This window comes from Shewanella sp. UCD-KL12 (assembly GCF_001957125.1).
Taxonomy (GTDB): domain Bacteria; phylum Pseudomonadota; class Gammaproteobacteria; order Enterobacterales; family Shewanellaceae; genus Shewanella.
The window spans coordinates 1-23,934 of record NZ_MPHJ01000026.1; the positions used below are offsets into that span (position 1 = coordinate 1).

The following is a 23,934-nucleotide window of genomic DNA, read 5'->3' on the forward strand; positions in this document are numbered from 1 at the left end:
CAAACCTCTTTGATGGACTGGTTACGTATTAACCCCATCCAAAGCACGAGCCAGACTGCCTGCTGTGCAGGCAAACGGCGATTACGGATACTTGCCTTGTTGGCTGTGAGTAATGACTGCTCTATCCACTCTGAATCAATAGCCTCCATTACAGAACCATAAGACCCACTTTCTTCAACAGACTCATGAACTAGCTCAAGCTCTTGCGCAAACATAAAAAAATCCCCACCAGAATACTGGTAGGGATTATCTTTCATCTGCAGGATCGTTCAAGTCCTCTTAAACGATCGGCATTACGTCATAAAGACAGGCTTTTTCGTTATAAACTTTTCATTGATAAGGAGTGGTACGGGAAGAGAGACCCCTCTCTATTTCTAAGTGCGTATCACACCTTACGACACCTGAACCTAAAGCTGCATGTCTACCCTATGTTCTAGCTTAGAGTACCACTCCCGCACTGCATCATGCCTCCCCCTTAATAAGATCACGGGGGAAAGCAGTATATTCAAGATACAAAGCCTATTTCACTCTATCCATGAGAAATTGCCACAAATGTTCCAGGCACAAAAAAGCCCGTCATAAAGACAGGCTTTTTCGTTATAAATAAATGGTACGGGAAGAGAGACTTGAACTCTCACACCTTACGGCACCAGAACCTAAATCTGGCGTGTCTACCAATTCCACCACTCCCGCACTGAATCAAGTTTACATCTTGATGAGATGGCGCTTAGAAGATTAATCTGGTGTGCCTAATATCAACACCACCACTCCCGCACTGCATCAGTTTTACATCTTGAAGAGATGTTGCTAGTTTTACATCTTATTAGGATGAAAACTTAAACCTATCTAGACATAAGCCCAAAATAATAGTTAAGTTTAAAAATGGTACGGGAAGAGAGACTTGAACTCTCACACCTTACGGCACCAGAACCTAAATCTGGCGTGTCTACCAATTCCACCACTCCCGCACTGCATCACTTTTACATCTTGATTAAGATGGCGTTAAGGAGATTAATCTGGCATGTCAAATATCAACACCAACACTCCCGAACAAGATTAGATTTAAACCGACTGTTAATAAATAATATAACACCAGTCTGAATCTTACTCTAGTTTTCCATCTTGAGCAGATGTAAAAAGTGGCTGGGGTACCAGGATTCGAACCTGGGGATGCCGAGATCAAAACCCGGTGCCTTACCGCTTGGCGATACCCCAACAAATTTCTTGCTAAGTTACAAACTCAAACACTAAGCCTGTATCTTTTAATAATGGTACGGGAAGAGAGACTTGAACTCTCACACCTTACGGCACCAGAACCTAAATCTGGCGTGTCTACCAATTCCACCACTCCCGCACTGCATCAGTTTTACATCTTGATGAGATGGCGCTTAAGAGATTAATCTGGCGTGCCTAATATCAACACCACCACTCCTTCACAGCATCAGTTTTACATCCGATGAAAGATGTCTCATTTAACATCTGAGAAAAAGATGGTAGCAATAGCGGGACTTGAACCTGCGACCCCAGCATTATGAATGCTGTGCTCTAACCAGCTGAGCTATATTGCCACAACAACCAGTGTATACGTTTAACCGTATAAAAATGGCTGGGGTACCAGGATTCGAACCTGGGAATGCCGAGATCAAAACCCGGTGCCTTACCGCTTGGCGATACCCCAAAATCTTTTCAGATTATGAAGTGTAGAAAGATGGCTGGGGTACCAGGATTCGAACCTGGGAATGCCGAGATCAAAACCCGGTGCCTTACCGCTTGGCGATACCCCAATCTTTCTTAACACTTCAAATACTAGATAAATCTAGCATTCAAAATAAATGGTACGGGAAGAGAGACTTGAACTCTCACACCTTACGGCACCAGAACCTAAATCTGGCGTGTCTACCAATTCCACCACTCCCGCACTACACCTCTATGTTTTACATCTGAGAGAAAGATGGTAGTGAACGATGAGACTTGAACCTAAGTTCTTAGAATCAGTAATTCACAACACCTCATGTTTTACATCTGGAGAAAGATGGTAGTGAACGATGAGACTTGAACCTAAGTTACTAGCATCAGTAATTCACCACATCTCAGGTTTTACATCTCGAGAAAGATGGTAGCAATAGCGGGACTTGAACCTGCGACCCCAGCATTATGAATGCTGTGCTCTAACCAGCTGAGCTATATTGCCACTGTTTTAAAGTTCCTCTTGGTGAGGAACGGGGCGTATTATGCTTATTCAGCGTAATCAGGTCAACCGCTTTTTTTCGCAAATATAAACTAATTTCGCCGTTCGCCTATTACTTCACCAAACTGAGCACCAGATGCGCAAATATAGCTGATTTATCATGATTGAGATAGCGAAAAGCCTGGCTTTCTAGGCCAAATAAACTAAAAGAGCCTAATTGATTACAATTGGGCTCTTTTAAATCTAGTGACTAAAAAGCATAAATAAAGCTATTTCAGCTCACTCAATCACAAAATAACTTGTTATACATTAAATAAGAAATGCATCACATCGCCATCTTTAACGATATATGACTTACCTTCCACGCGTAACTTACCCGCTTCTTTGGCACCCGCTTCACCTTTATAGGTAATAAAGTCATCATATGCCATAACCTGTGCACGGATGAAGCCACGTTCGAAGTCAGTATGAATAACACCAGCTGCCTGTGGCGCTGAAGCGCCGATAGCAACAGTCCATGCACGAACCTCTTTAACACCTGCGGTAAAGTATGTTTGTAGCGTCAGGAGATCATAACCAGCTCGAATAACACGATCTAAGCCAGGCTCTTCTAGACCTAGGTCCGCCATAAACTCTTCACGGTCTTCTGCATCCATTTCAGCTAGTTCTGATTCAATGGCTGCACAAACAGCAACAACAACTGCGTTTTCTTTTGCTGCAATTTCACGAACGGTATCTAAATGAGGGTTATTCTCGAAGCCATCTTCAGAAACGTTAGCTATGTACATCGTTGGTTTAAGCGTCAAAAAGTTAAGGTAAGCAACAGCAGCCTTCTCTTCATCTGACAGCGCTAAAGAACGAAGCATTAAACCTTCATTTAATGGCTCAACCATTTTCTCTAGTACAGACACTTCAAATTTAGCATCTTGATCGCCACCTTTAGCACGCTTAGCTTGACGCTGAATCGCTCTTTCACATGAATCAAGATCGGCAAGCGCTAACTCGGTATTAATAACTTCAATATCTGCTGCAGGAGAAACCTTATTAGCAACATGAACAATGTTGTCATCTTCAAAACAACGAACCACATGACCAATCGCATCAGTTTCACGGATGTTAGCTAGGAATTTATTACCTAGACCTTCACCTTTAGAAGCACCAGCAACAAGGCCTGCGATATCAACAAACTCCATCGTAGTTGGTAACACTCGCTCAGGGTTAACAATCGCAGCGAGTTTTTCTAAACGCGAATCAGGTACCGGCACGACACCAGTATTGGGTTCAATTGTACAAAACGGGAAGTTTGACGCTTCGATGCCAGCTTTTGTTAACGCATTAAACAGTGTTGATTTACCTACGTTTGGCAGGCCAACGATGCCACATTTAAAACCCATATCTTTACCTTATATCTCATTAGTAGACTCACTAACACGATAGTTAAATCGTGAAATTGAGTTAAGTTCTTATATTGAGCGGCTTAAGAAGCCACATCAAAAAATCATTATCTATCGCCAAAGGTGCTACGCAGTAAAGGCGTGTAACCGATTCATAGCCTTGGCCATACTTTCATTAAACAGGATCTCAGTCGAGCGAACAGCTTCATCAATCACTGTATCTATTTGAGTCTGTTCTGTTGCAGGGGCTTTACCCAGCACATAGTTACTCACCTGGTTTCTGTCACCAGGATGACCAATACCAATGCGTAATCGATAAAAGCCTTTATTATTACCGAGGCTAGCAATGATATCTTTTAAGCCATTATGACCACCGTGACCACCGCCAAGTTTAAACTTAGCGACACCCGGTTCCATATCTAGCTCGTCATGGGCAACAAGGATCTCATCCGCTTCAATTCGGAAGAAGTTTGCTAATGCACCTACAGATTTACCGCTTAAGTTCATAAACGTACTCGGGATCAATAAGCGAACATCTTTACCGTGAAGCGTCACCCTTGCCGTCAATCCATAATACTTACTATCAGCGACTAACGTTGCACCACAAATTCTAGCGAGCTCTCTTACATACCACTCACCAGCATTATGGCGTGTTTGCGCATATTTCTCGCCAGGATTCGCTAGCCCAACAATAAGTTTAATATTACTCATTCAGCCCATTCTTTGATTCATTCAACATACGCCTCCAGCTATTTCAACGATTGAAAATAGCGAGGTCGCAAAACAAAAACGCGGCATTTTAACACTGTATGCTTGAGGCAACAAATTATAAGCAAAAAAGGATGAAGAAAGTTGTAAACAGATAAACCACAAAGGTGAAAACGCTTTGTGGCTGTATGAAGGTTTCTGAATTGATTACATTGATATAAAAGGGTTACTTAAGCCCCATTGCGTATTTCAACACCTGTTTTTTTAACGGTGAATCAACGTTAGCCAGTTTCAACGCAGCATTTCGTAACACTTTCAAAGGCAGCAGTTCATTACTAAAGCCTGCATAAAACAGATCCATAGCAGACATCATCAACAGGTTATCTTTATAACGCTTAGATTGATACTCCGATAAATTCGCGTTATCCCACCACGGTTTACCCGCCTCTTTAGCTTGTGAAATGCAATCAATTAATGCTTCAACATCTTTAAAGCCGATATTCACGCCTTGCCCAGCTAGAGGGTTTATCGTATGCGCGGCATCGCCGAGTATAACCAGATTATCGGAGTAATAAGATTGAGCATGACGCCTAGTGAGTTTAAAGCTACCCTTTCGTTGCACTTTGAATGCGCGATTAAGCCGCTCAGGAAAATGCAACTTAACCTGTTTCTCGAGCGCCTGATTACTTAGTTGTGATAGCTGCTCTATTCGTCCAGCATCATCATACCAAACTAATGAAGCATTTTTACCTGGTAAAGGCAGCAGTGAGCGAGGACCTTTTGGGGTAAATTGCTGCCATGTAACATCTTGCTGTTCTTCTTCGGTTTCGATATTAATTAGCATGGCCGACTGTGAGTAATCCCAGCCCATTAGACCAATCCCAGCCCATTGCCTAACTTGTGAATTTGCCCCATCAGCCCCTACAAGCAACTTAGCGTTAACTTGTAAACCATCATCTAGGTAAACAGCAATGCCCTGCTCTAACTGTTCAAAACGTTCAACTCTCCGAGGGCAATAAAGCTCAATATTTTCAAATTGATTAAACTGCTCCCACAAAGCAAGCTGCACGAGTCTATTTTCGACGATATGGCCAAGATGCGTAGCCTTGACCTGTTCGACATGAAACTGGGTGATAAAACCATCAAGTTCCCAGGTTTCCAACCCTAAATAAGCGGCGCGTCTCATTTTCGAAATAGCATCCTGTGCCCCGAGGCGATCTAACAAGTTTTCAGAAGCCACACTAAAAGCAGAGACCCTAAGATCCAGTTCTTGCTCGCACTGATATGCTTCTGGTTGGAAAGCTTCAACAACAGCAACACTCAACCCTAGCTGAGCGCAGCCTATTGCAGTAGCCGCTCCAACCATACCGCCACCAACAATGACGATATCTTTTTCTACACAAGCTTGCTTGGAATGACTCACCAATTACTACCTTATTTAACGTTGGTTTAATAAAGGTCGCTCAACTCTGGCCACCTAGATTCTAATTAAAATATTACAAAATCATTTCATACGTATGTAAATGTGACTGAACCTGCTCTGGCTCATACCCGGTTACAAACTGAACACTTTTAAAACAGTTTTCTGATTTACACTCACAGCACTAAAAGCAACCAATGGATTGAGAGAGCATATTATGAAAAAACTAACCGCTTGTATCTTTATCATCATCGGCCTTATTTCAACGCAAGTATCGGCTGAAGGCATACAAAACAAGACGATTGAAAGAATCACAGTAAACTATAAATCACCTTTTGATTATGCCCTATATCAATATACGACGGAAATCTTGATGCAATTCAAACTTGAAATTGCAGCTGATATTTATAAACAAGCGCGAGCAGGCTCGAATCAAATGGCTCACTCTATCGCAAAGCAGTTTAATGTGAGCCAACAATCAGCATCAAATCGTCATGATGCAAACAAACACAATCAGTACCAATCTGTCGCCAACAGAAAGCACCATGACAACGCTATAACCATAAGTAGTGCAGCCCCACTTTAAATGTAAACTCAAACGCTTTGTCGCAAACTTGCTTAGCTAACCAAAAGGAGTTGGTTAGCACCTTTAATATCAGGGTTAGCCCTCTGCATCATAAGTATTTTTGAATATTAACGCGCAAATGCTAGCCAGTTGCGAACTCAGAGGGTAAAATGTCGCGCTGTTTTTCCCGTGCTTCCAAGAGTGACATAAACTGATGAGCAAAAAACTCCATATTAAAACCTGGGGCTGTCAGATGAATGAGTATGACTCATCTAAGATGGCCGACCTAATGGACGAATACCAAGGTTACACCTTAACTGATGAAGCAGAAGAAGCAGATGTGCTTCTACTGAATACTTGTTCTATTCGTGAAAAAGCCCAGGAAAAGGTGTTCCATCAGCTTGGACGTTGGAAAAAGTTAAAAGAAAAAAATCCTGAGCTAATCATAGGCGTTGGCGGCTGTGTTGCATCTCAAGAGGGGAAAGTCATTAAGGAGCGTGCGCAATGCGTTGACCTTATCTTTGGCCCTCAGACTTTGCACAGACTACCAGAGATGGTTGATCAGATTAAACAAGGTGGCAAAGCGATTATTGATATCAGTTTCCCTGAAATTGAAAAGTTCGATCGTCTGCCTGAACCTCGTGCTGAAGGACCTAGCGCTTTTGTGTCTATCATGGAAGGTTGCAGCAAGTACTGCTCTTTCTGTGTTGTGCCTTATACGCGTGGTGAAGAAGTTAGTCGCCCACTCGACGACGTTATCTTAGAAATTGCACAACTTGCAGAGCAAGGTGTTCGCGAAGTTAATCTATTAGGCCAAAACGTTAACGCTTTCAGAGGCGCGACTCATGATGATGAGATCTGCTCATTTGCAGAGCTGCTTCGCTATGTTGCAGCAATAGACGGCATAGATAGAATCCGATTTACAACAAGCCACCCTATCGAATTCTCGCAAGATATTATCGATGTATATGAAGACACCCCTGAGCTTGTTAGCTTTCTTCACCTGCCAGTGCAATCAGGCTCAGACAATATTCTGACTCAAATGAAGCGCGGCCATATGGCTATCGAATACAAGTCTATTATTCGTCGTCTACGTAAAGCTCGCCCAGATATTCAGATAAGTTCCGACTTCATCATCGGCTTCCCTGGTGAGTCTAAGCAAGACTTTGCAGATACAATGAAGCTTATCGAAGATGTACAGTTTGACCACAGTTTCAGCTTTATCTATAGCGCTCGTCCAGGCACGCCTGCAGCCGATCTGCCTGACGATGTCTCTCTAACAGAGAAAAAAGAGCGCCTTGCGATACTACAAGACCGTATAACTCAACAAGCGATGCGCTACAGCCGACAAATGTTAGGTACCGTTCAGCGTATCTTAGTTGAAGGGCCATCAGTTAAAAATCCGATGGAGCTCAGAGGACGTACTGAAACCAGCCGAGTGGTTAACTTTGAAGCGGATCCAAAGCATATCGGTAGTTTTGTCGATGTAGAGATTGTTGATGTTTACACTAACTCACTGCGTGGCGTTTTTGTTCGCGGTGAAGCTGAGATGGACCTAAGACGCTCATTGCGCCCATCTGATATTGTGGCAAAACATAAGCAAGATGATGACTTAGGCGTGACTCAATACATACCTTAAATCAGGTTATCTTTATATCAGGCGGCATTTATTGCCGCCTTTTTTAGCTTTGAGAAAACAAGTTCAAGTGTAAATACCATTAGCATTTATAACGCTGGACTCGTAAAATATACTTAATAATAGCAGTATGATAATTGCCATATGGAGCGACTTTGTCTAACAAGTTAACGACACTCAATCTCTATTTAGAACCCTCTGACACACGCCGCTTGGTTTCACTTTGTGGTCCATTCGATGACAACATCAAGCAACTTGAACGTCGCGTCGGTGTAGAAATCAGCTACCGCAACAATCACTTTCAGATTGTAGGCCAAGCAAGAAACTGTCTTACGGTAAATAATCTACTCAAAAATCTCTATATTGAGACTCAGCCTGTCAAAGGTATAACGCCCGATCTTGAGCCTGATACGGTACATTTGGCTATTCAGGAAGCTGTCGCCCTAGACGCTGAAGCGCCAAGAGATGAAAAAGAGCTATACATCAAGACTAAGCGCGGCGTGATTAAACCACGTAACCCTAATCAAAGTGATTATGTGGCAAATATTATGAGCCACGATATCACCTTTGGTGTTGGTCCAGCAGGTACAGGAAAAACCTACCTTGCAGTAGCCGCCGCAGTTGATGCATTAGAACGTCAAGAAGTTCGCCGTATCTTGCTAACACGCCCAGCGGTTGAAGCGGGTGAAAAGCTTGGATTTCTACCCGGTGATTTAAGCCAAAAGGTTGATCCTTACCTTCGCCCTCTTTATGACGCTTTATTTGAAATGCTAGGTTTTGAAAAAGTTGAGCGCCTTATGGAGCGCAATATCATTGAAGTCGCACCACTTGCTTATATGCGAGGGCGTACACTCAATGATGCCTTTATCATCTTAGATGAAAGCCAAAATACCACTGTTGAGCAGATGAAAATGTTCCTCACTCGTATAGGGTTTAACTCACGTGCGGTGATCACTGGTGATATCACTCAAATTGACCTGCCTAAAAGCCAAAAGTCCGGCCTAAGACATTCTATTGAAGTGCTAAGTAAAGTTGATGAGATAAGCTTTAATTTCTTCCAGGCTAAAGATGTCGTACGTCATCCTGTAGTGGCAAGAATTGTTGAAGCCTATGAAGAGCATGAACAACAAGCTCAACTAGCGAAAGCGAAACGTGATAGCCACTACCAAACACTAAAGGCAGCTTCTGATGAATAAGCCCTCAGCAGTCAAGTTAGATCTTGAACTTCAGATTGCCATCGACAATAGCGAACTGCCAAGCCAAGAAAGTTTTGAACTTTGGGTATTAACAGTACTCAGAGATAGCATGAGTGAAGCTGAATTAACGATTCGTATAGTCGATGAAGCGGAAAGTCAGAGCCTCAATAGTACCTATAGAGGCAAAGATAAACCGACTAACGTACTATCTTTTCCTTTTGAAGCACCAGCTGAAATTGACATACCGCTATTAGGCGATCTTATTATCTGCGCCCCAGTAGTAGAATGTGAAGCTAAGCAACAAGGTAAAACGCTACAAGCCCACTGGGCTCACATGGTTGTACATGGTTGCTTGCATCTGCTAGGGTATGATCATATTAATGACACCGAAGCTGAAGAGATGGAGTCGATTGAGACACAACTCATTGAAAGCTTAGGTTATACCAATCCATATAAGGAAGATTAAAAGGTCTTTTTAGCGCTTTTTTAGCGCATAACAGTGACTGAAAAATATTATGAGTGACGATATCCCCCCGAGTACCAGCGCCCAAAAGAAGGGCTGGTTGGAAAAAGTAAGTCAGTTGTTCCAGGGCGAACCTAAAAGCCGTGATGAACTTGTAGAGGTAATACATGACGCCGAGCAGCGTGAAGTTATTTCTGAAGATACTCGCGAGATGATAAAAGGTGTTTTAGAGGTCTCAGACTTAAGAGTTAGGGACATCATGATCCCACGAGCTCAAATAGTCGCACTTCAAATAGATGATAGTGTTGAGGAACTACTCTCCACTGTGATTGGTTCTGCTCATTCACGTTTTCCTGTCGTCAACGAAGATAAAGATCATATTGAAGGTATTTTACTTGCAAAAGACCTACTTCAATATGGGTTTAAAAACAACGAAGAGCCATTTTCATTAGGGCAAGTTATCCGCCCTGCCGTTGTTGTCCCCGAAAGCAAGCGAGTTGACGTATTACTCAAAGAGTTTCGATCTCAGCGATACCATATGGCCATAGTAGTCGATGAGTATGGCGGCGTTTCTGGGCTAGTTACCATTGAAGATATCCTTGAAGAGATTGTTGGTGATATCGAAGATGAGTTTGTTCATGAGTCAGCCGAAGAGACTGAGATCCGCAAAGTAGGCAAGCAAGTCTATATGATCAAAGCCTTGACCCCTATCGAAGACTTCAATGAAGAGTTTAAAACTCAGTTCAGTGATGAAGAATTTGATACTGTAGGCGGTCTGGTATCTCATGCTTTTGGTCACTTACCAGAAAGAAATGAGAAGGTCACCATTGATGGGATTGAGTTTAAAGTGATTAGCGCCGACACGCGTCGCTTGTTGCAACTTAGAGTCAAACTCCCGGATCCTAACGCTGAAGAGCAGATAGCCTAGTAGCAGGCTAATTTTCCTACCTAAAAAGCTCTATTAAATGATGAGGCTTAAATGCTGAATAAACTTCGGGCATTTGCCCATCATTGTAAAATTCGCTTGCTACTTGCATACCTTGCAGGCGCTAGCACAGCATTGGCCTTTGCCCCCTATGGGCTTTGGCCGATTTATCTCATTGCACTTACCTTTGTGCTATATCAAACAGATAAGCTTTCTCCTAAGTCTGCGCTTAAATATTGGCTCAGCTTTGGTTTTGGTTGCTTCTCTGTAGGGATTAGCTGGGTTCACGTGAGTATGGCCACTTATGGGGGAATGCCACTTATTGCCTCTATCGCCTTAATGGCTATTCTGGCGCTTTACTTGGCTCTCTACCCAGCGCTCTGTGGCTTTCTACTGCAAAAAATTGCTCCGCAAAGTGGATTAATTAGAAATATATTACTGTTTCCCGCCCTATGGACACTTACTGAATGGCTAAGGGGCTGGATATTAACTGGCTTCCCTTGGCTTTGGGCTGGTTACTCACAAACTGAAGGGCCTCTTAAATCCCTCGCTTCTATCATTGGCGCCTTGGGCATTAGCTTTGTACTTGCCCTATTAGCAGGTGCATTTGCCCTGTTGCTGCAAAAACGTTGGCGTTCTGCCGCTATCGCGGTGCCTTTAATCGCTGTAGCGAGCTATTTAACTCCCTTGTTCTCAAATATCTCTCCAACTGGAGACTCTGTAAAAGTAGCGCTAGTACAAGGCAATATTCCTCAAAGCATGAAATGGGAGCCCGAAGCCTTGTGGCCAACCATGAGTAAATATATGGACCTTTCTCGCCCAGAGTTTGATGCCGATATTATCATCTGGCCAGAAGCTGCAATTCCAGCGCCTGAATATATGGTCTCTGAGTTCCTGAATAACGCCAATAAGGCCGCAAACCTTAATCACTCAGCAATCATTACAGGTATTATTAGCCACCAGCAGGATAGCTTTTACAATTCATTAATCGTACTCGGTAACCATGACAGCAAAGAGCAAGCACAAGCAGATTACACAGGAACGGGTAACAATGAATTTAAGAAGCACCACCTGTTACCTATTGGCGAGTTTGTTCCACTTGAATCATTATTGCGCCCACTAGCTCCCTTTTTCAATCTCCCCATGTCTTCATTTCAGCGAGGGGAATACCAGCAAGCGAATCTCAATGCAGTGGGTCACCAGGTGGCACCAGCCATCTGTTATGAAATTGCTTTTCCCGAGCAATTAAGAGCCAATGTAAACATGGGAACAGAACTGTTATTAACGGTGTCAAATGATGCATGGTTTGGCACATCAAACGGCCCATTGCAGCATATGGAGATAGCTCAAATGCGCTCAATTGAACTGGGAAGACCTTTAGTCAGAGCGACTAATAATGGCGTGACCGCTGTGGTTGACGAAAAAGGTAACATTACCCACCAACTCCCACAATTTGAAACAGGTGTGCTGGTTGCGGACATTCCTTTAGTTGAAGGCCAAACAATTTTTGCTAAGTTGGGTCAGTGGCCTACTCTACTTATCTCCGCGCTTTTATTGCTCATTTCTATTGCTAGAACGTATTACTTATCAAGGTCAATAAAATCATAAACGAGCAACGTGCTTGTCGAGCAGTTGACACAAAAAATACCCGCAAGTTGCGGGTATTTTTATATGGATGAATCACAGCTATGATTAAACAATAAACTGATTCAACAGCTTTTCCTGATCTTTTACTTGCTCTAGCTGTTTGCTCATAGCCTCATTTGTTAATTCAGAGTTGTCAGCAACTTGCATTGATAAATCTCTTATATTCGATGTATTGACATTCATCTCCTCAGCGACTTGGCTCTGCTCTTCTGCGGCACTCGCAATTTGCAGGTTCATGTCAGTGATCTCTTCAATGCTCTTACGAATATCGTTAAGTGTTTCATTTGCCGCCTTGGCTTTTTCAACGGTGATTTCAGTGGTGCTTCGGCTTTGGCCCATTACATTAACAACCGCAGCGACACCAAGTTGTAACTTATCTATTTTCTCTTTAATTTCAGATGTAGATTCTTGTGTTCGCGCAGCTAAACTTCGCACCTCATCGGCTACAACAGCAAAACCTCTTCCCGACTCACCTGCTCTAGCCGCCTCGATAGCCGCATTTAAGGCTAACAAATTAGTTTGACCTGCAATCTCATTAATCACACCAAGTATCGATTCAATACTTGTAGTGTCGGTTTCTAACTCTTTAACAGCCTCTACGGCCTCCTCTATTTGTGTAGCTAAGTGCTCAATAGATTCAGTGGTCGTCTGAACAGCTGTCGCGCCATCGCTGACGGCATTATCAGCCTGCTGAACCGCATACGCAGCACCTTGGGCATTATTTGCAACATCTGCAGCAGTTGTTGCCATTTCGTGCATAGCTGCCGCTAACTGCTCAACTTCTTGAGTTTGTAATCCCATTGACTCAGTGGCTTCACTTGCACCACGGGCTGTACTTTCAGTGCCTAAGCTTATCTCTCCACCTAACAGCTTAACTTGTTGAATCAACTCCTGCAGTTTAATAGCGAAATTATTAAAGTTACCAGCTAAAGTAGCAAATTCAATATCAGAATCAGTGCTTAAGCGACGAGTCAGATCGCCCTCTCCAGTTGACACATCTCTCATCGCGTCATTGAGAATATCTAACGGCCTCATTAACCGACTGATGATCCCACTCATGACTAAGGTTGCAATTACTAAAGATAGAATTAAATAGAGTATTGCATCTCTTTTCAGTTCATTAGCGGCGGCAAAAATAACACTCTCATCGAGCACTATACCTAAATTCCAACCTAAGCCAGATAATGGACTAAATACAACAGTGTAAAGCTCACCTTCAAATTCAAATCCATGACTTTCGCTACTGATATCTAGCGCTTGCCCAAAAAACTCTTTCATCGAACGACCATTTTGCCCAGTATCTGGGTGAGCAATAAAATTGCCATTTGCACCTACAATAAAGGCATAACCGGCACCAAATAGACTGGCTTGGTTACTGATCTCTGCCAAGCTTTTCAGACTTATATCTGTAAAAAGCGCGCCTTTAAACTGACCATCGATAAAAAGTGGGGCTGAAGTAGATACTAATATCTCTCCACTCGCAGCATCAGCATAGGGTTCAGTCACAAGTTGCTTGCCAATTCTTTTTGCCTCCTTGTACCACATACGTTGTCTTGGATCGTAACTAGAGCCAGGGTTCCAATTAGGGTCATTACCAACAAAGTGGCCATTCTCTAATCCCATTCCAGCTAAAAGAAAATGCTTCTTTATAATGGGCTTACTCAACACTTCGCGAAAGTGTTCGTCTGACAGTTCAGATTGCAATAGAGAGACCGCATATTCAGTTAAGTCAGACTTTTCGTTTATTACCGCTTGAATATTACTGTTCATCGAGCTAGCTAACTCTGCCACACTATTATTAACTTGCGTCTCAATCTGCTTCTTTACCTGAATGTATTGATAACCAGATAAAAAGCCTAAAGATAGGAATAAAATGACGCTCACAGCAATAACCACTTTATGTACAAATTTCATAGCAACTCCAACACGAGGTAAAGAATTGATTAGTCATGCTGCGGGAGGTAAAACCGGCAAAACAATCAATTAATATAGTCAGCTCTCAATGCAACGCATCAACTACAACTTTTAATATAGTAAATTTGAAGGGGAGTGCCCGTTATCACTAGGTAATTTATTAAGGAGAGGTAAATATTTGATGAAAAAAGGGCATAAACACTTAAGCATATACAAATTGAATATGCTTAAGCTTAATGATGAAAATGAAAAGTATTTATGGCGCTAGTGCTTCACGCGTAAACTCACTCTTATCACACTGAGGACAATCTGGAATGATCCCAGGAAATTCAATCTTCATTTCATGACCGCAGTGTGTACAAACCATATTACCTTGGCCGACAACCTCACCACTTTGATAGTGACCTTGATGCTTAAAATCTTGTAGCACTTCATGCCACTCAATCTGACTTCGATCTGTGATACCACTTAGCCAATGCCATAATGTATTCTCAACGGTGATAACTGTGGGACTATGACTTAAGTCCGTATCATTTTTCTCTTGAAGGTAAGCTGCTATATCACGTTTTAAAAATTGTTCGACTAAAGCAAGTTCATTCTCTTTTGCCCTGTCTTTGATTGAAAGAAACTCAGCCCTATTAGTGACGATTGAAAATAACTCTTTAACAGTCATTGAGTTATCGTCAGAATAGTCGGATTTAACTTGCGCTAAAAGCGCTTCGTAAAGCGATAGTAACTCAGTACTTCTCTTACTCATTGTAAATACTCCTCATCCGAACCTTTTTAATGACTCACTTCTAGTTTATTCTATGCAGATCTAACTCGCGTAGAAAGTGCGCAAGATCAAACAATGGGCCCGATGGCCGGGAAATATTGATGCAAGAGCAATATCAACCTTCAGAAATTGAAGCTAAAGTGCAACAGCACTGGCAAGACAAAAAAACCTTTGAAGTCACCGAAGATGAAAACAAAGAGAAATTCTACTGTCTCTCTATGTTCCCATACCCTTCTGGCCGTCTACACATGGGTCATGTACGTAATTACACCATAGGCGACGTTGTCTCTCGTTACCAGCGTTTGCAGGGAAAAAATGTCCTTCAGCCTATCGGTTGGGATTCATTTGGCCTACCTGCTGAAAATGCTGCGATAAAAAACAACACAGCGCCAGCTCCTTGGACCTATGAAAATATCGATTACATGAAGAACCAGCTAAAAATGCTGGGTTTCGGGTATGACTGGAGCCGCGAAATCGCGACTTGTACACCTGAATACTACCGCTGGGAACAGTGGTTCTTCACTAAGCTCTATGAGAAAGGCTTAGTTTATAAGAAAACAGCCTCTGTTAACTGGTGTCCAAACGATGAAACCGTACTTGCTAATGAGCAAGTTCTCGATGGTTGCTGCTGGCGTTGTGACACTGTAGTTGAGCAAAAAGAGATCCCACAGTGGTTCATTAAAATCACTGAGTATGCTGATGAGCTACTACAAGATATCGACCAGTTAGATGAGTGGCCTGAGCAAGTTAAGACCATGCAACGTAACTGGATTGGCCGTAGTGAAGGCATCGAAATGACTTTCCAGGTTGCTGACAGTGAGCAATCTTTCGATATTTACACCACACGTCCAGATACTGTGATGGGTGTGACCTATGTTGCTATCGCAGCTGGTCACCCACTTGCTGAGCAAGCAGCGGTAAACAACCCAGAGCTGACAGCATTCATCGAAGAGTGCAAGAACGCAGACACTACCGAAGCGGCTATGGCTGCAATGGAGAAAAAGGGTGTCGATACAGGTCTTAAAGCTGTTCACCCATTAACAGGTGAATTGGTACCAGTTTGGGCTGCTAACTTTGTACTGATGAACTACGGTACTGGTGCGGTGATGTCTGTTCCTGGCCACGATCAACGTGATTTTGAGTTTGCCAACAAGTATGGCCTTGAGATCAAAGGCGTGATCAAGCCTAGCGACAGCGAGCTTGATATCAGTGAAGAAGCTTTCACCGATAAAGGTGTGCTATTTAACTCAAACGAGTTTGATGGACTTGAGTTCCAAGCGGCATTTGATGCTATCGATGCCAAGCTAACAGCTGAAGGTAAAGGTAAGCGTCAGGTCAACTTCCGTCTACGTGACTGGGGTGTATCTCGTCAGCGTTATTGGGGCGCACCAATTCCTATGGTAACCCTTGCTGATGGCACTGTGGTACCGACTCCAGAAGATCAACTTCCGGTTATTTTACCTGAAGATGTCGTCATGGATGGGATCCAAAGCCCAATTAAGGCAGACAAAGAGTGGGCTAAAACTCAGATTAATGGTGAAGAAGCCTTTAAAGAGACTGATACCTTCGACACCTTTATGGAATCATCTTGGTACTATGCTCGCTACTGTAGCCCTGATGCCGATCAGATGCTAGATCCAGCAAAAGCAAACTACTGGCTACCAGTGGATCAGTATATTGGCGGTATCGAGCATGCATGTATGCACCTGCTCTACTTCCGTTTCTTCCACAAATTACTACGTGACATTGGTCTAGTAGACTCAGATGAGCCTGCAAAGCGACTGCTTACTCAAGGTATGGTATTGGCTGATGCTTACTACTATAACAATGAGAAAGGTGCTCGTGTTTGGGTTTCACCTAGCGATGTGACTGTTACCGAAAGCGATGATAAAGGCCGTCCAGTTAAGTCTGTTGATAGCCAAGGCAACGAACTTACCTACACAGGTATGAGCAAGATGTCGAAGTCGAAGAACAACGGTATCGATCCACAAGAGATGGTCGACAAGTATGGCGCTGATACTGTGCGTCTATTTATGATGTTTGCCGCGCCGCCAGAGCTCACGCTTGAATGGCAAGAGTCTAGTGTTGAAGGAGCTCACCGCTTCATTAAACGTTTGTGGAAAGTCGCCCATGACCATGTCGCTAAAGGCGAAACGGTAGCGCTTGATGTTAAAGCACTAGATGGTAAGCAAAAAGAGCTACGCCGCGAGTTGCACAAAACCATAGCTAAAGTGAGTGATGATATCGAGCGTCGTCAGATGTTCAATACTGCTATTGCTTCAATTATGGAGTTGATGAATCGCCTGCAAAAAGCGCCAACTGAGTCAGAGCAAGATCGTGCCCTAATGCAAGAAGCACTTTCAGCTGTGGTACGTCTACTCTACCCAATCATTCCACATACCAGTTTTAACTTGTGGAATGAATTAGGAAATAGTGACGATATTGAAGAGGTTCTATGGCCAGAAGTTGATGAATCGGCACTTGTTGAAGACAGTAAGCTGATCATCGTTCAGGTCAATGGTAAGCTACGTGCTAAGATCACTGTTCCTGCCGATGCATCAAAAGAAGCAGTTGAAGAGCAAGGTCTTGCTGAAGAGGGTGTTGTTAAACACACTGAAGGTAAGACAATACGTAAAGTTATCTATGTACCTGGTAAGCTGCTAAACATAGTCGCTAACTAGTATCAACGTTAAGGAAATACTGCCTAGCTTATGCTTATAAAACGCATATGTTTCGCAATAGCAGCACTGAGCATTATGCTCAGTGCTGGTTGCGGTTTTAAACTTCAAGGAAACTACTCCATTCCAGAGCAGTTACAAACCTTGCACCTGAGCAGTCAGGATGAGTACAGTGAACTCACACGTTTAGTTCGTGAGCGCCTTCGCTTACACAGCATTGCGTTAGTTGAATCGTCTGATGACACACCAACGCTAAGAATTGTTCATGACTCTTTAGACAGGTCGACGCTTTCTCTCTACCCTACCGGTAATGTTGCAGAGTATGAGCTGACCTATCACGTCACTTTTGCAGTACGCCTTCCACAAGGTGAATCGCAGAGATTCGATATCGATATTCATCGTGATTACCTTGATGACCCTCGCACAGCTTTAGCTAAAAGTCGTGAGATGGAGCTCCTGTTAAAAGAGATGCGTAATCAAGCTGCAGACCGAATGATCCAAACACTTGCTTCTATCGAGATAAATTAATGGGGTATTCAGCCACAAAGCTGTATACCCAAGCAAGCCTTTACCTATCAAGAACTGAGACCTATTGATGCGGGTTTATCCAGATCAACTCTCTAAACAACTGTCACCATTAAAACAGTGTTATATGATCTTCGGCGACGATCCTTGGCTATGTGAAACAAGCCGAGATCTGCTCTATGCCCAAGCTAAGAAAGAGGGCTTTGAGGAGAAGATTCAGCTCACACAAGAAACAGGTTTTAACTGGAATGATGTGATAGACCAGTGGCAAGCCATGAGCCTGTTTTCAAGTCGCAGAGTGATAGAGTTGACCCTACCTCAAGCAAAACCAGGTAGTGAGGGAGGTGCGATTTTTCAAAGCTTAATGCAGATGGCAAATCCCGATGTATTGTTTATTGTGACAGGTCCTAAGCTTGCAGCTGAACAAACCAAAAGTAAGTGGTTTAAAACGTTAGATAGTCATGGGGTTTATATCCCCTGCATGACGCCGGAAGGCAATCAGTTTCAGCGTTGGCTCGAAACACGCATAAACCACTTTAGCTTGAATCTATCTCCTGATGCTAAGGAAATGCTATTTAGTCTCTATGAGGGTAATCTGCTTGCAGCAGATCAATCCTTGCAACTATTGCAACTTCTCAGCCCGAACGAGCAAATTAATAGCCAGCAACTCACTCAGTACTTCGAGGATCAGTCACGCTTTAGCGTGTTTCAACTGACCGATGCCATGCTCAATAATAAGCAAGATAAAGCTCAGCATATTCTGTCCCAATTGAAAGCTGAAGGCGTAGCGATGCCGATTATCCTTTGGGGGATTTTCAAGGAGCTCACGATTCTATTGCAGCTAAAAACAGCGCTCGATGCCAATGAATCGCTACAAGCTTTATGGAGTAAACTACGGATTTGGGATAAACGTAAGCCATTATATCAGTCAGCATTATCACGACTTTCGCTATTCCAGATAGAAGTGCTATTGGCATCTGCTTCAGATATAGAGTTAAAACTGAAACAGCAGGGATTTGAAGACTGGACCGGCGTCAGTCATTTAAGCTTACTGTTCGATCCCAAGGCCCACAGTAAACTTGCTCATATTCAATTAAATGACTGGAGCTAGCTAACCAATGCGGATCGGCATTTTAGGCGGGACATTTGACCCTATCCACTTTGGGCATATCAGGCCAGCACTAGAGATAAAAACTCAGCTCAACCTCGAGCAAGTATGGCTCATGCCTAACCATATTCCCCCTCACAAAGACGCTACAGTTGTCAGTACTGAGCAACGGCTCGAGATGGTCGAACTAGTTTGTCAGCAATATGATGACTTTCAACTGTGCGATATAGAAGCAAAACGTAATGCTCCCTCTTATCTAGTGACCACACTCGAGTCACTAAATGCAACTCATCCTGAACACGAGTTCTTTTTCCTGATGGGCACTGACTCTTTAGTCTCGCTTCCGACTTGGTTTGAGTGGAAAAAGCTGTTTAACCTCTGTCATTTTGTGATATCCCCCAGAGATGGCTGGCAAGTAACCGCTCAAATGGAGGTGTTTAATGAGTATGAACAAAGATTAACGAGTGCTGAAGCACCCAACACAGCTAAAACAGGCCTCATATTTCAAGTTAATATCACCCCTCAGCCATACTCTTCCACTCAAATAAGAGCTCAGCTTGCCGCCCATAAATGCCCTACCGCGGCTATCCCCAGTCAAGTGCTGAACTTTATCACCGTAAAAAACCTGTACCAAACACCAGCTTAATAACTAACGCCTATCTTTGAATAGGGTTAATTAACTTTGTGCATCCTCAATGCCTTTATAACCTGTTATACTACTGCGCTGTCAAAAAAATTTGAGGAATTACGCGTGGAAAGCGCCGAGCTAAAGCAGTTTGTTATCGACAAAGTCGAAGATTTAAAAGCCAAAGATATCGTTACTTTAGAAGTATCAGATCAGTCTAACCTTACCGACTACATGGTAGTTTGTTCTGGAACGTCTAAAACACACGTTAAGGCAATAGCTGAAAACGTTGTGGTTGAGTGTAAACGTGCCAACCTAAGCATCATTGGTGTTGAAGGCCGTGAAAGCAGCGAGTGGGTCCTAGTGGATCTTGGCGATGTTATTTTGCATGTTATGCAAGACAAGACACGTGACTTTTATGAGCTAGAGAAGCTCTGGTCAGCCAAACCAGCTTAATGAAATTACAGCTAGTCGCAGTAGGCACTCGTATGCCAGCTTGGGTTACGACAGGTTTTGTGGAATATCAGCGCAGATTTCCAAGAGACATGGCACTCGAGCTTATAGAGATCCCTGCGGGGAAAAGAGGCAAAAATGCCGATATCGCACGTATCCTTCATAAAGAAGGTGAACAGATGTTGGCAGCCATTCCCAAAGGGAACCATATTGTCAGTTTAGATCTTCCAGGAAAAACTTGGGATACGCCAGATCTTGCTTCTCAAATGAGTCGCTGGCAGCTTGATGGCCGTGATGTAAGTTTGCTTATTGGTGGCCCAGAGGGGCTAGCGCCAGCTTGTAAGCAAGCTGCCACTCAAAGTTGGTGTCTGTCTGCATTGACTTTGCCACACCCACTCGTCAGGATTGTGGTTGCCGAAAGCTTATATCGAGCTTGGAGCGTTAATAATAATCACCCTTATCACAGGGAATAGATAAAGTTCGGTTAACCCGAACTTTTTGCTAAAGACCAGGCTAGATGCCTATTGCTTATAATTTAGGCAGGAGAAAGTGTAAGTGGCGCCAAAAAAGCGAATAACGATGCATGACCACGCTGCCGAAGCATCGCTTTTTAAACGTAGAGCCTTGTTTACATTTGTTTGCGTTGTTGTGCTATTAAGCATATTACTGACTAATCTTTACCATCTACAAATACTCTCATACACAGATTACGAAACTCGCTCAAATGACAACCGCATTCGCGTTGTCCCCGTTGCACCTAGCCGTGGCTTAATTTACGATCGCCATGGGCAACTTTTAGCCGAAAACCAACCTTTTTTCTCTTTAGAACTCGTCCCTGAGAAAGTAAAAGATATCTCTGAAACACTTCAAGCGCTCAGTAGTGTCATTCCTTTAACTGCTGAAGAGCAGGAAGATTTCATCGAGTCTCTAAAGTACCATCGACGCTTTAAACCACTGACATTAAAAAACCGTTTAAGCGAAGAGCAGGTTGCACTTTTTAGTGTCAATCAGCATCGATTCCCAGGGGTCTCTGTTGTAGCAGGATTAAAACGACATTACCCATACAATGGCTTAATGACACATGCTTTAGGCTACGTGGGCAGAATAAACGATCGCGATCAAGCGGCACTGCAACGAAGTGAGCAGTGGAAAAACTATGCCGCAACCAAAGATATTGGTAAACAGGGGATCGAAAAGTTTTATGAAAACCTGCTACATGGAAAACCGGGACACTTAGAGGAGGAGGTCAATAACCGCGGACGAACAATCCGTACCTTAAAATCTGTTGCCCCAGATCCCGGTCAAGATATATACCTTACGTTAGATCTTAACTTACAGAAGAAAGCTGCAGAACTGCTCGACGGCCGCCGCGGCTCCGTCGTCGCTATCGACCCAAGAGATGGCGGCATCTTAGCCATGTTATCCAGCCCAACTTACGATCCTAATTTATTCGTTCACGGCATTAGCAGCAAAGCTTATGGTGAATTACTTAACTCACGTTCTCGCCCCTTGATTAACCGCGCAACGCAAGGGCAATATGCTCCTGCATCGACAGTAAAGCCACACTTGGCATTACTGGGCTTAGAGGAAAAAACCATAACGGCTAAAACCCGAATTTGGGATCCTGGATTTTGGCAGATACCTGGGGTAGAGCGAAAATACCGTGACTGGAAACGATGGGGACATGGTTGGGTCGACGTCAATAGCGCTTTAATTGACTCCTGTGATACCTTCTTTTATGACTTAGCCTACAAAACAGGTGTAGATAAGATTGCTCACTTTATGCAGCCTTTTGGTTTTGGCGAGCGAACTGGGGTCGATATCTTTGAAGAGTCTGCAGGCATTATGCCCTCTAAAGATTGGAAACGATTGCGCTATAACCAGCCATGGTATATCGGCGATACAATATCTGTAGGGATTGGTCAGGGCTATTGGACGACCACCCCCCTTCAGCTAGCTAACGCCACTGCAATATTAGCCAATAAGGGCAGAAGGTTTACACCTCACCTCCTTAAGTCGATAAAAGATAGTACTTCGATGATCGATAGCCCAATTGATGAGCGCGCCCCCATTGAACTTAAAGATCCTGCTAACTGGGATATTATTAAGCAAGCGATGAAAGACACAGCTCATAAGAAACGCTTTAAAGACACGCCTTATACTGCGGCAATGAAAACAGGTACGGCGCAGGTCATTAGCGTAGCTGAAGGTGAGAAATATGATGCCGACGCCATTGAAGAACATTTTAGAGATAACGCATTGATCATTGCCTATGCGCCATTCGAAAACCCGACCATAGTCCTTGCAGTTGTCTTGGAAAATGCTGGCTGGGGTGGCGCTAATGCAGGCCCTGTTGCAAGAGCCTTACTCGATGAATATATGCTAAGAGATACTGTGGAGCCCCTTCAATGAGTTCGCAAAACCATCGCCCTAATATCTGGCAAAGACTCCATATCGATCTACCACTCTTGATTGGTATTTTATGCTTAATGGGGTTTGGGCTGTTTGTTATCTATTCTGCAGGTGGGGAAGATCTCGCCCTGATGGAGAGACAACTCGTACGCATGGGGCTATCTTTGGCAATTATGTTTATTGTCGCCCAAATTAACCCCGAAGTATTTAGGCGGTGGGCTTTTCCCATCTATCTTGCGGGGATAGTACTGCTGCTCGGAGTACATTTTTTTGGTGAGATAAATAAGGGCGCTCAGCGATGGCTGAACTTAGGTTTTATGGAGTTCCAACCATCTGAACTCATCAAGCTAGCCTTCCCTATTACTATGGCTTGGTATATTAGCAAATACCCTCTGCCCCCAAAAAAGCGTTACCTCGCAGGTGCAGGTATTATCCTGTTAGTGCCAACATTACTTATCGCTAAGCAGCCCGACCTAGGCACCTCAATTTTAGTGGCGGCTTCAGGAATCTTTGTACTGTTTTTATCTGGTATGAGCTGGGCAATTGTCGGTACATTTATCGGTAGCATACTCGCTATGCTACCAGTACTTTGGTTCTTCTTGATGCGTGATTATCAACGCACACGAGTCTTAACACTACTGGACCCTGAAAAAGATCCTCTAGGTGCTGGCTACCATATTATTCAGTCCAAAATTGCTATCGGTTCCGGTGGGCCGTGGGGGAAAGGCTGGCTCGAAGGCTCACAGTCACAACTAGAGTTCCTTCCAGAAAGGCATACCGACTTTATCTTTGCTGTTATTGGTGAAGAGTTTGGACTCATTGGCAGCGTTTTATTACTGCTTATGTATCTCTATGTTATTGGCCGTGGGCTTGTTATTGCTTCAAGAGCACAAACCAGTTTCGCTCGCCTTTTAGCAGGCAGCATCACTTTGACCTTTTTCGTTTATATCTTTGTGAACATAGGGATGGTTTCTGGCCTGCTACCCGTTGTTGGCGTGCCATTACCCCTCATCAGTTATGGGGGAACCTCCATGATGACCTTAATGACAGGTTTCGGGATCTTAATGAGTATTCATACCCATCGAAGGTTTATTGATAGGTAGGCATTTTCACATAAAAACCAACGAACGAGTCATTGATTGGAGAGGTTTAAGCTTGTAGGCTTAAACCTCTCTCTATAATCGGCACCACAAGTTTCTTAAAGTAATTAATACGTAATTAAAGAAACTAACGTAGTTTAGCCAATAGTCTAAGTGAAATAACCCAGAGCATTATCTAGATACAGGGAACGGTTTCAGTGAA

At 43.4% G+C, this 23,934-nt stretch carries 20 protein-coding genes and 9 tRNA genes; 14 read left to right on the plus strand and 15 right to left on the minus strand.

Annotated elements, in window-relative coordinates; all coding sequences use genetic code 11:
- The 13 genes from BM736_RS23710 to BM736_RS23770 form a co-directional block, all read right to left on the minus strand.
- On the minus strand, positions 1-215 hold a 215-nt coding region (locus tag BM736_RS23710), incomplete at its 3' end, for a transposase domain-containing protein (RefSeq protein WP_179079049.1).
- 393 nt (positions 216-608) lie between these two features.
- Positions 609-693: transfer RNA gene (locus BM736_RS23715), tRNA-Leu, on the minus strand.
- 190 nt (positions 694-883) lie between these two features.
- Positions 884-968 (minus strand) — tRNA-Leu (locus tag BM736_RS23720).
- A gap of 172 nt (positions 969-1,140) precedes the next feature.
- Positions 1,141-1,215 (minus strand) — tRNA-Gln (locus BM736_RS23725).
- A gap of 54 nt (positions 1,216-1,269) precedes the next feature.
- Positions 1,270-1,354 (minus strand) — tRNA-Leu (locus tag BM736_RS23730).
- A 137-nt stretch (positions 1,355-1,491) separates the two neighbouring features.
- Positions 1,492-1,568 (minus strand) — tRNA-Met (locus tag BM736_RS23735).
- 35 nt (positions 1,569-1,603) lie between these two features.
- Positions 1,604-1,678 (minus strand) — tRNA-Gln (locus BM736_RS23740).
- A gap of 31 nt (positions 1,679-1,709) precedes the next feature.
- Positions 1,710-1,784 (minus strand) — tRNA-Gln (locus BM736_RS23745).
- Between the two features lie 49 nt (positions 1,785-1,833).
- A tRNA-Leu gene (locus BM736_RS23750) sits at positions 1,834-1,918 on the minus strand.
- A 196-nt stretch (positions 1,919-2,114) separates the two neighbouring features.
- Positions 2,115-2,191 (minus strand) — tRNA-Met (locus BM736_RS23755).
- A gap of 299 nt (positions 2,192-2,490) precedes the next feature.
- Positions 2,491-3,582 (minus strand): redox-regulated ATPase YchF, encoded by a 1,092-nt coding sequence (gene ychF / locus BM736_RS23760; RefSeq protein WP_076416756.1) that lies wholly within the window; start codon positions 3,580-3,582, stop codon positions 2,491-2,493.
- A gap of 126 nt (positions 3,583-3,708) precedes the next feature.
- Positions 3,709-4,293, minus strand: coding sequence for an aminoacyl-tRNA hydrolase (gene pth / locus BM736_RS23765; protein WP_076416757.1), 585 nt, complete (start codon positions 4,291-4,293; stop codon positions 3,709-3,711).
- Between the two features lie 223 nt (positions 4,294-4,516).
- Positions 4,517-5,656, minus strand: coding sequence for an FAD-dependent monooxygenase (locus BM736_RS23770; protein WP_372828715.1), 1,140 nt, complete (start codon positions 5,654-5,656; stop codon positions 4,517-4,519).
- Positions 5,657-5,927: 271 nt separating this feature from the next.
- Here BM736_RS23770 and BM736_RS23775 point away from each other — a divergent pair, with 271 nt between their 5' ends.
- From BM736_RS23775 to lnt, 6 genes are all read left to right on the plus strand, one after another.
- Positions 5,928-6,296 carry a hypothetical protein gene (locus tag BM736_RS23775; protein ID WP_076416759.1) on the plus strand — a complete coding sequence of 123 codons (369 nt, stop codon included), beginning with the start codon at positions 5,928-5,930 and terminating at the stop codon, positions 6,294-6,296.
- A gap of 193 nt (positions 6,297-6,489) precedes the next feature.
- Positions 6,490-7,914 carry a tRNA (N6-isopentenyl adenosine(37)-C2)-methylthiotransferase MiaB gene (miaB, locus tag BM736_RS23780; RefSeq protein WP_076416760.1) on the plus strand — a complete coding sequence of 475 codons (1,425 nt, stop codon included), beginning with the start codon at positions 6,490-6,492 and terminating at the stop codon, positions 7,912-7,914.
- Positions 7,915-8,066: 152 nt separating this feature from the next.
- Positions 8,067-9,107, plus strand: coding sequence for a PhoH family protein (locus BM736_RS23785; protein ID WP_076416761.1), 1,041 nt, complete (start codon positions 8,067-8,069; stop codon positions 9,105-9,107).
- Positions 9,100-9,573: an rRNA maturation RNase YbeY gene (ybeY, locus tag BM736_RS23790; RefSeq protein WP_076416762.1), complete on the plus strand. Its 474-nt coding sequence runs from the start codon at positions 9,100-9,102 to the stop codon at positions 9,571-9,573. The genes BM736_RS23785 and ybeY overlap by 8 nt, the downstream gene beginning before the upstream one ends.
- A 49-nt stretch (positions 9,574-9,622) precedes the next feature.
- Positions 9,623-10,498, plus strand: a complete 876-nt coding sequence (corC, locus tag BM736_RS23795) for a CNNM family magnesium/cobalt transport protein CorC (RefSeq protein ID WP_076416763.1) — start codon at positions 9,623-9,625, stop codon at positions 10,496-10,498.
- Positions 10,499-10,549: 51 nt separating this feature from the next.
- Complete coding sequence (gene lnt, locus BM736_RS23800) at positions 10,550-12,103, plus strand: apolipoprotein N-acyltransferase (protein ID WP_076416764.1); 1,554 nt, start codon at positions 10,550-10,552, stop codon at positions 12,101-12,103.
- Positions 12,104-12,187: 84 nt separating this feature from the next.
- On the opposite strand, the gene BM736_RS23805 is transcribed toward lnt, so the two are convergent.
- Together BM736_RS23805 and BM736_RS23810 are read right to left on the minus strand one after the other, a co-directional pair.
- The gene (locus BM736_RS23805) at positions 12,188-14,056 is read right to left on the minus strand and encodes a methyl-accepting chemotaxis protein (protein ID WP_076416765.1); all 1,869 of its coding nucleotides are present in this window, start codon (positions 14,054-14,056) and stop codon (positions 12,188-12,190) included.
- 256 nt (positions 14,057-14,312) lie between these two features.
- Entirely contained in the window at positions 14,313-14,813 is a 501-nt protein-coding gene (locus BM736_RS23810) for a zinc ribbon-containing protein (RefSeq protein WP_076416766.1), read from the minus strand.
- A gap of 119 nt (positions 14,814-14,932) precedes the next feature.
- Here BM736_RS23810 and leuS point away from each other — a divergent pair, with 119 nt between their 5' ends.
- The 8 genes from leuS (at position 14,933) to rodA (ending at position 23,735) form a co-directional block, all read left to right on the plus strand.
- The gene (gene leuS, locus BM736_RS23815; RefSeq protein WP_076416767.1) at positions 14,933-17,512 is read left to right on the plus strand and encodes a leucine--tRNA ligase; all 2,580 of its coding nucleotides are present in this window, start codon (positions 14,933-14,935) and stop codon (positions 17,510-17,512) included.
- A gap of 30 nt (positions 17,513-17,542) precedes the next feature.
- The gene (lptE, locus tag BM736_RS23820) at positions 17,543-18,037 is read left to right on the plus strand and encodes an LPS assembly lipoprotein LptE (protein WP_076416768.1); all 495 of its coding nucleotides are present in this window, start codon (positions 17,543-17,545) and stop codon (positions 18,035-18,037) included.
- Positions 18,038-18,104: 67 nt separating this feature from the next.
- A complete protein-coding gene (gene holA / locus BM736_RS23825; RefSeq protein WP_076416769.1) occupies positions 18,105-19,145 on the plus strand; it encodes a DNA polymerase III subunit delta in 1,041 nt (346 codons plus the stop codon).
- Positions 19,146-19,152: 7 nt separating this feature from the next.
- Entirely contained in the window at positions 19,153-19,788 is a 636-nt protein-coding gene (gene nadD, locus BM736_RS23830) for a nicotinate-nucleotide adenylyltransferase (RefSeq protein WP_076416770.1), read from the plus strand.
- A 105-nt stretch (positions 19,789-19,893) separates the two neighbouring features.
- Positions 19,894-20,223 carry a ribosome silencing factor gene (gene rsfS / locus BM736_RS23835; RefSeq protein WP_076416771.1) on the plus strand — a complete coding sequence of 110 codons (330 nt, stop codon included), beginning with the start codon at positions 19,894-19,896 and terminating at the stop codon, positions 20,221-20,223.
- The gene (gene rlmH / locus BM736_RS23840; RefSeq protein ID WP_076416772.1) at positions 20,223-20,693 is read left to right on the plus strand and encodes a 23S rRNA (pseudouridine(1915)-N(3))-methyltransferase RlmH; all 471 of its coding nucleotides are present in this window, start codon (positions 20,223-20,225) and stop codon (positions 20,691-20,693) included. The genes rsfS and rlmH overlap by 1 nt, the downstream gene beginning before the upstream one ends.
- Before the next feature lie 82 nt (positions 20,694-20,775).
- Positions 20,776-22,632 (plus strand): penicillin-binding protein 2, encoded by a 1,857-nt coding sequence (gene mrdA / locus BM736_RS23845; RefSeq protein ID WP_076416773.1) that lies wholly within the window; start codon positions 20,776-20,778, stop codon positions 22,630-22,632.
- The gene (rodA, locus tag BM736_RS23850; RefSeq protein WP_076416774.1) at positions 22,629-23,735 is read left to right on the plus strand and encodes a rod shape-determining protein RodA; all 1,107 of its coding nucleotides are present in this window, start codon (positions 22,629-22,631) and stop codon (positions 23,733-23,735) included. Before mrdA ends, rodA begins: the two co-directional genes overlap by 4 nt.
- The last annotated feature ends 199 nt before the right edge of the window (positions 23,736-23,934 follow it).